Origin of the sequence: Peribacillus sp. Hz7 (assembly GCF_042136355.1) — a bacterium.
Taxonomy (GTDB): Bacteria; Bacillota; Bacilli; order Bacillales; family DSM-1321; genus Peribacillus; species Peribacillus asahii_A.
On sequence record NZ_JBHHJV010000002.1, the window covers coordinates 38,955 to 53,178 of the forward strand.

General features: G+C 37.4%; 12 protein-coding genes. All 12 read right to left on the reverse strand.

Annotated features, from left to right (window positions below; translation table 11 throughout):
* Positions 1–25: 25 nt before the first annotated feature.
* The 12 genes from ACE199_RS03795 to ACE199_RS03850 all read right to left on the reverse strand — a co-directional run bounded on the left by ACE199_RS03795 (position 26) and on the right by ACE199_RS03850 (position 14,223).
* Positions 26–442 (reverse strand): Zn-ribbon domain-containing OB-fold protein, encoded by a 417-nt coding sequence (locus ACE199_RS03795; protein ID WP_375348651.1) that lies wholly within the window; start codon positions 440–442, stop codon positions 26–28.
* Positions 443–453: 11 nt separating this feature from the next.
* Complete coding sequence (locus ACE199_RS03800) at positions 454–1,617, reverse strand: thiolase C-terminal domain-containing protein (RefSeq protein ID WP_375348652.1); 1,164 nt, start codon at positions 1,615–1,617, stop codon at positions 454–456.
* A gap of 36 nt (positions 1,618–1,653) precedes the next feature.
* Complete coding sequence (locus tag ACE199_RS03805) at positions 1,654–2,070, reverse strand: MaoC/PaaZ C-terminal domain-containing protein (RefSeq protein ID WP_375348653.1); 417 nt, start codon at positions 2,068–2,070, stop codon at positions 1,654–1,656.
* Positions 2,071–2,096: 26 nt separating this feature from the next.
* The gene (locus ACE199_RS03810; protein ID WP_375348654.1) at positions 2,097–2,537 is read right to left on the reverse strand and encodes a MaoC family dehydratase N-terminal domain-containing protein; all 441 of its coding nucleotides are present in this window, start codon (positions 2,535–2,537) and stop codon (positions 2,097–2,099) included.
* Positions 2,538–2,541: 4 nt separating this feature from the next.
* The gene (locus ACE199_RS03815; RefSeq protein WP_375348655.1) at positions 2,542–4,716 is read right to left on the reverse strand and encodes an acetate--CoA ligase family protein; all 2,175 of its coding nucleotides are present in this window, start codon (positions 4,714–4,716) and stop codon (positions 2,542–2,544) included.
* A 343-nt stretch (positions 4,717–5,059) separates the two neighbouring features.
* Positions 5,060–7,120 (reverse strand): helix-turn-helix domain-containing protein, encoded by a 2,061-nt coding sequence (locus ACE199_RS03820; RefSeq protein WP_375348656.1) that lies wholly within the window; start codon positions 7,118–7,120, stop codon positions 5,060–5,062.
* Positions 7,121–7,344: 224 nt separating this feature from the next.
* The gene (locus ACE199_RS03825) at positions 7,345–8,064 is read right to left on the reverse strand and encodes a YebC/PmpR family DNA-binding transcriptional regulator (RefSeq protein WP_127761035.1); all 720 of its coding nucleotides are present in this window, start codon (positions 8,062–8,064) and stop codon (positions 7,345–7,347) included.
* 221 nt (positions 8,065–8,285) lie between these two features.
* Positions 8,286–9,626, reverse strand: a complete 1,341-nt coding sequence (locus tag ACE199_RS03830) for an aspartate aminotransferase family protein (protein WP_375348657.1) — start codon at positions 9,624–9,626, stop codon at positions 8,286–8,288.
* 564 nt (positions 9,627–10,190) lie between these two features.
* Entirely contained in the window at positions 10,191–11,288 is a 1,098-nt protein-coding gene (locus ACE199_RS03835) for an ABC transporter substrate-binding protein (protein WP_375348658.1), read from the reverse strand.
* A 129-nt stretch (positions 11,289–11,417) separates the two neighbouring features.
* Positions 11,418–12,212 carry an ABC transporter permease gene (locus ACE199_RS03840; protein WP_119115208.1) on the reverse strand — a complete coding sequence of 265 codons (795 nt, stop codon included), beginning with the start codon at positions 12,210–12,212 and terminating at the stop codon, positions 11,418–11,420.
* The gene (locus ACE199_RS03845; protein ID WP_375348659.1) at positions 12,212–13,159 is read right to left on the reverse strand and encodes an ABC transporter permease; all 948 of its coding nucleotides are present in this window, start codon (positions 13,157–13,159) and stop codon (positions 12,212–12,214) included. The genes ACE199_RS03840 and ACE199_RS03845 overlap by 1 nt, the downstream gene beginning before the upstream one ends.
* Positions 13,123–14,223: an ABC transporter ATP-binding protein gene (locus tag ACE199_RS03850; protein ID WP_252290204.1), complete on the reverse strand. Its 1,101-nt coding sequence runs from the start codon at positions 14,221–14,223 to the stop codon at positions 13,123–13,125. Before ACE199_RS03850 ends, ACE199_RS03845 begins: the two co-directional genes overlap by 37 nt.
* Between the last annotated feature and the right edge of the window lies 1 nt (position 14,224).

Consider the following 14,224-nt stretch of genomic DNA (forward strand, 5'->3'; position numbering starts at 1 on the left):
CTCCTTATAAAATCAACTTGCAGTATTATGCCTTAATCCATTGTGGTAATGCACGCTCATCTGTAAGATCCTCCCAAACCATTTTCACATTCATGCCTATTTCAATTTCATCTGGTGAACACTGCCGTACATTCCCAATCAATTTCACTTGAGGTACCTTTTCAAGTTGAACGATAGCGATAATAAGTGGTAAATCATTTTGAAAGCCAGGTAGAAAAGCACGATAAGAGACAATATAAGAATAAATGGTGCCTTTCACAGTACTTCCAAGGCTTTCCCAACTCATTTCTGTACCCCCACACTTGGCACAACTAGGTCCTGGTGGATGAGAATATTCATGACAGCTCTCACATTTTTGTAGTACAAGTTCATGACGATCAGCAGCATCCCAATACGGACTATTATCTTGATTTTTTAATGGAATTGGTTTTTCATATCCCATACATATCCCTCCTAATTTCTAAGAATCATTGCACCAGCTATATCTGGTCCAGCCCAACCAGTACATATACCGATTTCGCAATTTTCAACTTGGCGATCTGTTCCTTTATATTCATGACGAATTTGCCGAACAATTTCTAAGACGTTATTCATTCCATGTGTATACCCTTCTGATAGCATACCTCCAGCTGTATTAGAGGGAAGCTTGCCCCCCATACGTAAATTTCCTTCCGCTACAAAGTCTCCAACTTCTCCACGAGGAGCAAAACCATACGCTTCTAACTGTCGAAGCACCACCCAGCTATAACAATCATATATAGAAGCAACTTGAATATCTTCTGGTTTAACACCTGCCATTCTATACAGTTCAGGAGCAACATAATCAGCAGCAACTTGCGATAAATCTGACCAATAATGTGCATGAGGAACACATTGTCTTGCTGCTACCCCCATAATATAGACAGGTCTGGATTTGCAATTCTTTGCCCTCTCGGCTGAAGTAACGATAATTGCATTTGCTTCATCTGATTCTAAACAGAAGTCATGCTTACTAAATGGAAAACTCAAATATGGAGTATTCTTATATTCTTCCATCGTTAATGGTTTGCCATAAAAATAAGCTTTCGGATTTCTTTGAGCATGCTCATAGAAACTTACACAAACATGACCGAGATGTTCTTGAGTTAACCCTGTTTCATGCATATGACGTGTAGCAAAAAGTCCGAACCACTGACCTGGACCTCCAGCTCCATAAGGAATGATAAAACTTCCTCCATCAATGGCGGATTGGAGCATATTAACATCCCAACCGCCGCCGCCCATTCGAACACCAGAACGACCATTCATGGATCGGAAAATTAAAACTGTGTTCAACTGCCCCGATTCAATCAAGCCAATCGCATCGGCAATCAACATTTCTGTACTGCTTCCGCCACCTAAAATATCCTTTACATACTTTGGACGTACACCTAAATAGGTAGCTAATTGATGCGATGTACAAGAATCATTCTCTGAATAACTCATAAATCCATCAATATCTTTCGCAGATAGACCTGAGTCATTTATTGCAGCACGAGCAGCATCTAAAGCTAAATGCAATGGAGTGGTACCCGAATTTTTTGAACGCGCACTCTCTCCTACACCAACAATGGCATAGCGATCTTTTATAGTTCCCATCGTAAAATTCCTCCCTGTTTCCTTGTTTAAATATCTTTAATGAAAGCGCAAGACGGCTTGACCCGATCCTACTACTTTCTCGGGAGCCTTTTCAGCTGTAAGGTTCAAGCTCACGTAACGTTTACCAGCTTCTTCATATACCTTTTCAACGATAGCTGTACAAGTAATTTGATCTCCAGGTCTTGTCATAGCTCCGAATCTCATTCGAAACAGCGTCACTTCCGCCTGATCACTAGCTAACTCATTTACATATTGACCTAAAAAACCCATCACTAACATGCCATGTGCAATGACACCAGACAATCCAATTTTCTGAGCAAACGCATCATCGGTGTGGAGTAGATTAAAGTCTCCTGAAGCTCCTGCATATTTAACTAACTGTACCTTTGTAACCGCAGGCTTTATAAGTGGTTGTAAAGATTGTTCCTGTTTTAATTCCTCATAGATTAGCACGACTCACTTCCTCCTTTTGTTATCTATTAATCTATATTTCGATAGATAATATTTGTACGACTAATAGCAACTAGCTTACCAACTGTATCTGTTATCTCTGTATCAAGAACTAAGAATTGCATCATGCCACTCTTTCCTTCTCTTTCATACAAGTCGGTTACTTTCGTCTGACAATTCAAACGATCTCCCGGGCGTATTGGGCGATGATAGATAAATTCCTGCTCACCATGCAGCATTCTTCGTTCATCTAGTTGTATTGGAAGGTCGCCAGCTTCTGCACTGATAGCAATAGGGAATGTAGGTGGTGCAATGATTCCTCCATATGAAGAATTGGCTGCATACTCTTCATCTACATACAAAGGATTTCTATCTCCAATTGCTTCAGCAAATTGCCTAATATGTCTTTTTTCAACTTCAAAGACAAAAGGAGAGCCTGTTAAACCGATCATACTTTTATCTAAATCCATTAAATTACCTCCTTACTATTAGGTTTTGGTCGGCTTTATTACTAATAACAAGCAGAGCATCCGCTGCTTTAACACCGTCACTATAGACAATTAGTGGATTTATATCTAATTCTTCTATTTCATTTCCATAATCAGAAACAAGAGAAGATAAATTCAGTAAAACTTCCACAATAGAATCTATATCAACAGGAGGTTTTCCACGAGCTCCTTTCATAATTGCCTTTCCTTGAATTTCTTCAATCATTTCAATTGCGTCTTCTCTAGTTAACGGGGCAACTCTAAACGAAATATCTTGAAACACTTCTACAAAAATCCCTCCTAGACCAAACATAATAACTGGTCCAAACACAGGATCTTTTGTTACGCCAACAATCACTTCTATTCCTTCAGATAACATTTCCTGAACAGAAGTACCATTAATAACAGCATTAGGTTTATGTTTTTTTGCATTACAATTAATTTCAATAAACGCTTCAATAACTTCCCTATCATTTTTCAGATTTAATCGAATCGCATCTGCCTCTGTTTTATGAGGGATATCAGGAGAATCTATTTTTAATGCAACAGGATAACCAATTTCATTTGCATATCTAACAGCTTCTTCTACAGTAGAAGCCATTGCTCGTTTAGTTGTGGGAATTCCATATGATTCTAAGATTTCATAGGATTGAGATTCACTTAACATAGTTCCCGCTTGTAATAATTCTTTGACATCTTGTTTTTGTTTGAATTGTAGTAAGGGCTGTGGATTACTCTGCTTATTTTTACGATAATATTCACTGTAATCTACTAATTTCGCTAGCGCCCTTATTGGATTTAAACTACCGGGTATAACGGGAATCCCATTCTTTAATAATTCTGGAGTTCCAGCAGGAATTGACATACCCTCTAAAGGAAATGTTGTGATAAAAATGAATTTATCACTGTTCTTACATAACTCGATAAATTCTTTTAATAAAGGGTCTTTAGTTGACCATCCCATTGGAAATTCCGTGAATATAATATTATCGATGTCCGGATCCTCAATTAAAGCTTTCAGTGGCGCTATAAATAATTCTGGATTAGACACCGCTGCAGCGGCTGTAAGATCGACCGGGTTGGAAGCGCTTGCAAATGATGGAATATAACGCTTGATTTCTGTTTGAGTCTTCTTACTTAAAGGAGTGATTTTCAATCCATATGCTTCGCAACGATCAGCTTCATTAATTCCCCGCCCACCTGAACTAGTAATGATCACTGTATTTCTTCCAGTCGGTAGTTTGTTAGACAAAAAGAGTTGTGAAAAAGAAATAATATCTTCATAATCATCCGCTCTGACGATGCCCGCTTGTCTAAAAAATGCATCATATATTTTGTCAGAACCAGCTAAAGAACCGGTATGTGAAGCAGCTGCTCTACTGCCGGCTAGACTCCGACCTGTTTTCATAACAATGATTGGCTTATTTTTATTTAGTGCTTGTTTTGCCAGTTCACGCAATTTCTTCGGGTTTTTTGCCCCTTCCAGATAACCGCTAATCACCTTTGTTTTTGGGTCATGAATCATATACTCTACGACATCGGAAAATTCTGTCTCCATTTCATTCCCTACGCTTACAAAGTAATTGAAACTTAGCTGGTTTTGAGCAGCAGCTAGAAAGGTAAGCACGCCAAATGCACCACTTTGTGAAACGAATCCTACAGCTCTTTGTTCATGTAATGGAACATGCATAATACCAGAAGAAAAAGTACCGATTAATCCATTCGTAGTGTTTACTAATCCAACACAGTTAGGGCCAATTAAGCGAATTCCATTCTTTCTCGCAATCTCTGTAAGAACATTCTGTTGTTTAGCTCCTTCTTCACCAACTTCAGAAAAACCAGAAGCAAAAATGATAGCAGCTTTAACATGTTTTTTCGCACACTCTTCTAAACCTTGCTCCACCTTATCAGCACTTACACAAAAAATCGCTAAATCAACTTTCGCTGGGATATCTAATAGAGAAGGATAGCATGTTAAATCTTCAATCACTTTGGCTTTTGGATTAATAGGATAGATCTCTCCTCTAAAATTCCCATCTATAAGTGCTTTTACCTGGATATAACCTAATTTATGTTTGTTTTCTGAAGCACCCAATACGGCAACAGACTTAGGATTAAATAATGGTTCCAGGGTTAGATAAGACTTCTGCTCATTTGTCAAACCATATCACCTCAATTTTTTAATAGTGAACAAGATTAGTAATGCGATACAACTTAGGAGAATCTTACCCTATCCCCTTCAATAAATGAGAAAGTTTCATTTACTAAATTTATTTAATTGTTAGATTGTATATTTTAAAAAAATACTAAAAAACCCTTTTCTATCAAGGGCTAAATAATTGATGAAAATATTTATGTTCTCAATAACCACGACATCCCTGCAATATAGACACGACATCTGAATAAGATAAACTCAAAATGGGAATTGTTTAAGGAAAATAACAAAAAACCTCCTGCACATAGCAAAGGAGGTTCCATCCATATTTCTAACATAACAAACTAATTTATATAATATCTTCGTGTCGATTAAGCCAATTTATAATCCGTTTTTCTATCTTATTTGATGGTACTTTTATACATCTTTCAATATGACTCAGATAGGAAGCTGATATTTCTAGTTCTTCTGCTATTTGTAATAAAGAAAGTTTTAGCTTTTTTCGGAGGTTTCTAATTCGGTCTCCTAAATCCATAACCTCCTCATGTCTACTAAAAACAGTCGGTTGATTAAGCGGCTTATTTTGAACTTTCCGATTCCGTTGAATCGGACGATACTGTTCAATAATAACATCAGGAGGTTTAACAACAATTGTTGAATTCATCCAAATACGGGCCCACCCCTTATTTGATGCAATCGATTCCTCCCATTTCTCATAATGCCATGCTGTAATAACACCATCTTCCACTAATGTATCTAAAGCTTTTTCCAACCGATCTCGCGTACGAGAAGGTATTCGTTTATTCATATTCTCGCCGATTGAATCCAATAGCGTACATATTTTATTAGGTTGCTGATAATCTCCTTTTCTTGCTTGTGTTCTCCATCTCCAACTAAAATATCTTGTAAGCCGCTTTTCCCACGTTTGTCGATAGGGGTTATATTGCAGCGCCTTTGTAGGTAGAAGTGCTACCTGTCTACCCGATCCATATAAGTATTTAGCAAACACCTTATCTACCGTAAACATTAATTTCTTTTCGTTTGCCTGTTTTGCAACTTCATATTCTAGCTTCTTTTGATTTTTAAAAATGAATGTTCGTCCCTGAAGTTTCACTTGTACAGGCTTTCCTTTTTCATAGATTATTGCTTTCTCCAATTCAATCCATAGGCTTTGAATTTTTGTAAGCGATTTCACAACTTGCTCTCGCTGCTTCATTTCATACCCCCCTCGACGACCTTCACCGCCAAGTTTAGGCTTTAAACCTCGTATAGATAATAAATCATCTAATTGAATTTCTACAATATCTTCATGATATCTAGCCTTTAATAAAAAGATACTGCAAAGTGCATCAAACAAATCAACATCTAGGTCCGATATTTCTTTTGCTTGCCTCCAAGCTTCTGCCACTAAAATATCTTCAGCTTCCTGTTCCTTCATCATGAACGTATAAGGCTTTATTTGAACGCAACCTTCTATATTTCCTTTATTTATTTGAACTGTTGGCCAGGGGCTATTGTCACAACTTTCAAACCTTCTTTTATAAAGTGCTTCTCTAACTGATTGATAGGGAGCGTTATTCATTACCAATAAATTTCCTTGATCAATTAAGCTATATGAAAAATCTTTTCTCGAGGGTAACAATGAAGAAGTAGATTGCAAGGAGTCTACTTTTAAATGCAGAATCATCTCAATTTTTTGCATCGACCAATCTTCTATATTCATTGAAGTAATTATGTTTCTCATCCAATTTCGAGAATAGTCATTCACAATTTGTGTGAATCCAGAAAGAAATTTGGTATCTTTTTCTAAATTTGTAGTAAGTATCTTATAAAATAATTCATTTAATTCCTTTTCATTTAATTCGTCCATCCTATGTACTCCAATGGACTTTTCCATTTCTACAAGCACCCAACTAGTTAATCGGATTTTAAACCAGCTACAAAACTCATCCCAAACATCATTATTTACTAGGAATGTTTCCTTTTTCAAAACGTTTTCAAATTGTTTGATTGCTTGTTCCATAATACTTTTGTCTTTTAAGATGGATTGTCTTTTAGAAGAAAATCTTTGATTGTCTTCATATTTTATGATTAAATGCGTAACGATATTTTCAGCTATCTGAGAAATCATTCTATTTCTAGCAGCGAACCTTAAGTTTATAAATAAATCTTCACTTTCCTGATATGCTAAATCCCAAATAACAAAAGTCCTTGCATCCCGCCTATCGTTAAATATAGGGATATCTATTAGGGTTCCCCTTACTTTTTTTTTGCGCAATATGATATTATCCTCAGCTGCTTTTTCTTGCTCATAAATACAAAGTACTGAAAAATCCTTTATTTTGCTTAGCCAACGTGTTGGAAGATCCCTTTGAGTAGAAGTATCAACATCATTAAAAAGTTCTTTCAATATGTAGACCTCCTTTACAATTATTCCACTTGTTGATAGTAATAGATACCCTTTCAATTCCCTAACTAACATCATTCTTTATTCCCCATTTAAATTCCTTTTCAAAATAGAAATTATTTTACCTAACGGGAATCAAATTTTACTATGAAGATAATATTTATTTCTATTCCGATATTCAAAAAAACAGACCTTTTGTTATATAACAAAAGGTCTGTTTTAAAATATTATTCACCCAAGTCCACATTATGGTACACTTGCTGTACATCTTCTAAATCTTCTAATGCGTCAATCATTTTTTCAAATTGTGCTTGTGCATCCGCGTCAAGTGTTACGTCATTTTGTGCCAGCATTGTTAATTCAGCTACTGTAAATTCAGTGATGCCAACATTTTTAAATGCTTCTTGTACAGCATGGAACTGATCAGGTTCAGCGTAAACAATGACTGATTCCTCTTCCTCTATAATATCACGTACATCTACATCTGCTTCCATTAATAATTCAAGTGTCTCATCTGCTGTTTTTCCCTCAATACCGAAAACAGCTGTGCTATCAAACATATAGGCAACAGAACCACTTACACCCATGTTTCCGCCATTTTTACCGAATGCAGCACGTACGTCTGATGCAGTTCGGTTTACGTTATTTGTTAATGCATCCACGATAACCATTGATCCGTTTGGTCCGAAACCTTCATAACGAAGCTCGTCATATGTTTCATCTGAACCGCCTTTTGCTTTTTCAATTGCACGTTCGATAATCGTTTTTGGTACGTTATACGTTTTTGCACGTTCAAGTACAACTTTTAAAGCACCATTTGATTCTGGATCTGGTTCACCTTGCTTCGCAGCTACATAAATTTCACGGCCAAATTTTGCATAAATCCGACTTGTATTAGCATCTTTTGACGCTTTTTTTTCTTTAATATTGTTCCACTTACGACCCATAATGTCCCACTCTCTTTCAACTTTGAATCTAAATACGATTATATATCATAAAATAAACTGCTTCTTCAACCCTTTTTAAGATAACGAGCAAGAGTTCGTTATGGTTCCATATTGTTGCATTACAATACGTATGAAAGATGAAGACTGATTTATTCCATTATATTATACATCAATTATACAATGGATTTCGAGATTATCATGAAAAAAAAGACAGTTCCCCCTCATCCCCTTGCTAATTTCGCTCGAAAAGCATAAAATACTTGATCCAATCGAGATAACAACTCATCGCATTCTCCAAGTGAAATCGTTAATGGTGGAGCAATAATAATGGCTGCTCCTGTGACCCCGTCTAATCCTGCAGCAGCTGGATAAACAATAATTCCATGCTGCATACCAAGCTTAATTATTTCATTTGTCGCATCTATATGTTTAGGCAACGGCTCCTTCGTTTGTTGATTTTGAACAAATTCTATTCCGATTAACAGTCCCTTCCCTCGAACATCCCCAATGAAGGAAAAGCGTTCTTGTCGTGCCTGTATCTGCTTCATTAAATAAGCGCCTGTTTCAGCTGCCCGATCTGCAAGATTATGCTTTTCTACATAATTAAGTACTGCCAAAGAGACCGCACAAGAAAGGGGATTCGCACTCAATGTATGACCGCCAATAATCAATTTTGAGCCTGTCATAATCGGCTCCATTACTTTATCCGTCATTACCGTGGCAGCAATCGGTGTGTATCCACCGCTCATCCCCTTTCCAAATGTCACAATATCCGGCTCCACTCCCCAATGTTCAGACGCAAGCATTTTTCCTGTCCGACCAAAGCCTGTCATCACTTCATCTGCAATAAATAAAATATCATGTTCTACGCAAATCTGTTTTAATCTCTCCCAATAGCCATCCGGCGGCACAATGGCCGCACCAGCTGCACCGATAATCGGTTCAGCAATAAAAGCAGCAATTTGATCAGCTCCAATGCGGCGTATAGCCGTCTCTAATTCATTGGCGCACATTTGACCATACGTATAATTATCAACATTGTATGGACAACGATAATAATATGGAGGAGATATGGTTGGATAAGATTCTAATAACGTCGAAAAGCGTTCACGACGAATAGGATGACCAGACATCGATAACGCACCTAGCGTAATACCGTGATAGCTCATCCATCTCGAAATAATTTTTTGTTTTTGCGGTTTATTTTGCTCCTGCCAATATTGAATCGCAATTTTTAAAGCCGTTTCCGTTGCCTCAGAGCCACTATTGACAAAGAAACTGTATTGTAAATCCCCTTTTGTTAATGAGGCAATTTTATCTGCCAATTGCTCAGCCGCTTCACTCGTAAACTGAGAACGATACACATAAGAAACTTCGCTCGCTTGCTTCATCATCGCCTCATTAATTTCTTGTACGCCGTGACCGATATTCGCAGTTACTGCACCTGAAGAAGCATCTAAATAATCCTTGCCTGTTTGATCATACAAAAAAATACCCTTTCCATGACTAATCATTGGATAAACACCGCCAAGGACAGGCTTAATTAAGGAAGACTGTTTCACACACTTCACCCCCGCTTAGAGAATGATTGGTTACTGTACAGTATATGAACAGTCTCTTTAAATCTTACAAAAAAAATGGAAGGTTTAAGATTTTAAAAATAGATATAGATATGGTTGATAAAGTGAAACTTCCATCAGTGGGGGTTTTTCTTCATCCCCCACTGATGGTTAGTCATGTTCTACGGTCACTAAGATTTCCGCTTCGCTTCAATCAAGTGACCGTACGAACCTGATTGGTTCAACTATACCTTTGAAAATCGCAAAGGTAAGTTTCACTATATCTCACCAATCGGACCTTTACTACAAAAGCGAGGCGACTGTTCAGCCCCGACAAGCATAAGATGAAATGCGGCGTGGCGCAGTTTGCCACAGAGCATGACAGCTTATGACCTCGAGGGTCTAGGAGCCGCAACTAGATGAGGGCAGTTGTCCCCCACCTATCTTCCTTGTTCACTCTGAATCTTGAGGTGGGGGTCTTACTGCCCGTTAAGAGTGGGATAAAACGATTTTCGGCTCATTTCAGTTATGCTGAAATGAGCCGAAAATCAACAGATTTCTATAACTCTACTTTTTCACTAATGATCCTAACTCTGGTGTGACTTCCTTAGACCAACGATCCGTCCATTCAGCACGAGATTCTGCTAGCTTCTTAATATCAAATGTATATATTTTATCAGTATCTTTTAATCCTATTACTTCTTCATATTTTTCTGGAATACTTATTCCTTGAACAACTGGATAGAATCCTTGATCAGCAGTCGCTTTTTGAGCTTCTTCACTAATTAAGTAGTTAATAAATTCGATAGCAGCTTCTTTATTAGGTGTGTTCTTCACCAATCCTGCATTAAATGCATTCATATATACGCCTTCTTTTGGTACAACCATTTTTAACGGCACACCTGAATTCACAGCCAAATCAGCCGTTACATAACTTCCCATTACTGTCACATCAGCCGCTCCCTGCTGTAAAGCTGGCATCATTTGTGTTGAATTTTTATAAAAAGTAGCCGAATATCCAGCTAGTTCCTTTGCCTTTTTTAATCCTGGTTCAAGATTATCCTCGTTACCTCCGTTTGCTAAAGCAAGCGAATATAAACTATTAAAGCCCCAGTCATTTGAAATATCAGCAAAAGCTGTTTTTCCTTTATAATCAGCTCGAGCTAAATCATTCCATGATTCAATTGGTTTGATCCCATTCTGTTCAAACGTCTTCGTATTATAAGCAGGAGCAATAACAAGTCCAAATACTGGAGTAGTCACATTCTCAAATGCTACATATTTAGAATCTAAATTTTTCAGATTAGGAACGCTTGTTTCATCAACTGAATCAATCAAACCTTTTTCATTAGCACGGTATACATCAAGTGGCACAAATAGCGCAATATCAATTTTTGGAGCGTTTTTCTGTAATTCTAGTTTAGATAAAATTTCACCTGATAAACCTGCCAGATAATTCACTTTAATCCCTGTTTCTGCTTCAAACTTAGGAGCAATTTCCTCACGAATGACTTTTTCAATTTTCCCGCCATTTCCTGCTATCGTAATCTGTTTATTGCTCTCCTTACTGGATGTGCTTGCTTGATTAGATTTCGGTGCACTAGGCGAGCAAGCAGTCATTGCAAGTAGCAGCAGAACAATACATAAGCTCATTATTTTTTTCATGTTTAATAATCCTCCTGATTTTCATATTCATTTTGAACATCCTATCTTTTTTATGATTGGAGCTATATGAAACAGCGCTGTTCATTCGCCATTTTCACCTAAACTAATACATGCCTTCTCATCACAAAATTAATGAGAACCGCCAAATGCTTTTCCTACTCCTTGTAATTTTTCTAAAATCACAATCAAAATCACAGAGATAAAGATAACGACACTAGAAACTGATGCCACCAATGGATTATAGGAATCTTGCATCTGAGAGAAAATTTCAATCGGAAGTGTACGCATATCAGATGAAACCATAAATAGAGAGATTGTTACATTATCAAATGATGTTAAAAAGGCAAATAGTCCACCTGAGATAATGGCTGGGCGAATTAATGGCAGCGTTACTTTCCAAAATACCGTGGCAGGGCCCGCGCCTAGAATGGCAGCCGCTCGTTCAAGATTGTAATCAAACCCGCTCAATCCCGTTAGAACAAGGCGAATCACATACGGAATACAAATGACAGTATGTGCGATTAGGAAGCCTGTTGATGTACCAGATAACATCATCGGTGTAAAGTAAATCAGTAAAGCAATCCCTAATACTAACTGCGGCACACTTAGTGGTGCAGTCAAAATGGATGTAATATACGATTTTCCTGGAATATCATACTTTGCAAGAGCTAATGCACCCAATGTTCCGAATAAAACAGAGAAAAAAGCAGCTAATACGGCAAATTTCACACTATTCCATAATGCTTCGATAAACTCTGGACGATCTAAAAGCATTGTGTACCACTGAAACGAAAATCCTTGTGCTGGAAAGCTTGGATAGTTCGCACTTGTAAAGGAGGCTGGGATAATAACAATGAGTGGAATAAGTATATAAATAATACTGATGACAGCCACTCCTAAACGAATTTTCCCTAAATACTTCATTATCGGAATACCTCCTTAAACTTACTTAATTCAAAACCACGTGTAACTGCAATAACCGTAATCAATGTTGTTGCTAATAACACATACGAAATGGCTGAACCAAACGTCCATCGAAGTAAATTATTAATTTGATCATAGGCAACAACTGGCATCATTGGAACATTAGCGCCTCCCATAAGAGCCGGCGTCACATAAGAACTCATTGACAAGCTAAATACTAATACACAACCGGAAACGATTCCCGGCAAGCTTAATGGAAGTGTAACAGAAAAGAAGTTACGTAATGGGCTTGCTCCAAGAATGGCACTCGCCTTCTCTAAAGATGGATCAATATTATATAAACTTGTCGCAATGGCTAAAATCATAAATGGTAAATACGCATTAGATAAACCAATGATAACACCTATCTCAGAAAACAGGAGCTCAAGCGGCGCAGTAATGAGTCCAAGGTCAATCAGTAATTGATTAATCGTTCCATTTGGCAGTAATAACAAATACCAACCAAAATTACGTACAACAATACTTACTAACAAAGGAGAAGCTATTAATAAAGCAATATAACCACGCACACGCGGTGAACTTTTCGCCATTGTTAATGCTACTGGATAAGCAAGGAATAAACAAAGTCCTACTGTATATAGACTGATTTTCACCGTTATCCATAAAGAAGATAAATAATAGCTATCCGTAAAGAATTGAATATAATTTTGAAAACTATACACAGCGTCTGTAGCTCCCATATCATCCGTTACAATAAAACTCAAATATAAAATATACAGCATTGGAACAATAAAGAAACCAAAGACAAACAATAGGATAGGGGTAAGAAGAAGAAGACCTGGCATCCAAGTTTTCTTTTTCTTTCTCTTTTTCACTCTTTTTGGTACATCCACAATAGGTGGCTGATTTTTTACTTCTTCATTAACATAATTTCTGATGGGTTCCATCCAACATACACCTCACTTCCTACTTGCCATGTAGAATTGTAATCAGATGTCAAAATTTGAATTGATTTTCCCAACATATTTACATCAATTTCCCACGACGTGCCCAAGTAGTTAATTTGTGTTACTTTCGCTTTATGAAGTTCGATGAAGGCTTGTCCCACTTCTTCTTTTGAAACGATATGAATCTTTTCTGGTCGAATATATAATTTTACTTCATCCCCAACAGCACACGCACGATCGATACCCATTATATTTTTCACATCAACATGTGTAATATCTTGATCCATCTGTACAGTGATTCGTTGACGATCTACGGCTGTCACTTTCCCTTCAAAAGAATTTGCTTTTCCAATAAAATTGAAGACAAACTCTGTATTTGGATGATTATAAATATCGGTTGGAGAGCTAATTTGCTCTATTTTCCCGCCATTCATTACAACTACTCGATCAGACATCGAAAGTGCTTCCTCTTGATCATGTGTAACAAAGATGGTCGTGACACCGATTTCTTTTTGTAAACGCTTTATCTCTACACGTAATTCGTGGCGTAATTTCGCATCTAAGTTAGACAGAGGCTCATCTAACAATAACAATTCAGGCTCAACCACCAGTGCACGGGCAATAGCTACACGTTGACGTTGTCCACCCGATAATTCACGCGGATAACGATGTTCTAACCCTAACATTTTCACCAGCTTCAGCGCACGAGAAATCTTTGCTTCTTGATCTGCCTTTGGAACTTTACGCAGCTTTAAACCGAAGCTAAGATTTTCATAAACGGTCATATGCGGAAAAAGAGAATACGTTTGAAAAACCATTCCTAAATCACGTTTGTAAGGCGGCACTTTTGTTACATTTTTCCCTTTAATAAACACCTCACCGGCATCGGCTTCAAGAAATCCTGCGATTAAATTTAAAGTAGTTGTTTTTCCACAACCAGAAGGTCCTAAAAGTGTCAGTAATTCACCCTGTTTTACCTCTAAATCGATTCCATTTAGCACAACACTTGATCCGAACTGTTTAAAAGCTCCTTTAATTTGTACATCATTTTGGGTGGCCTGCATA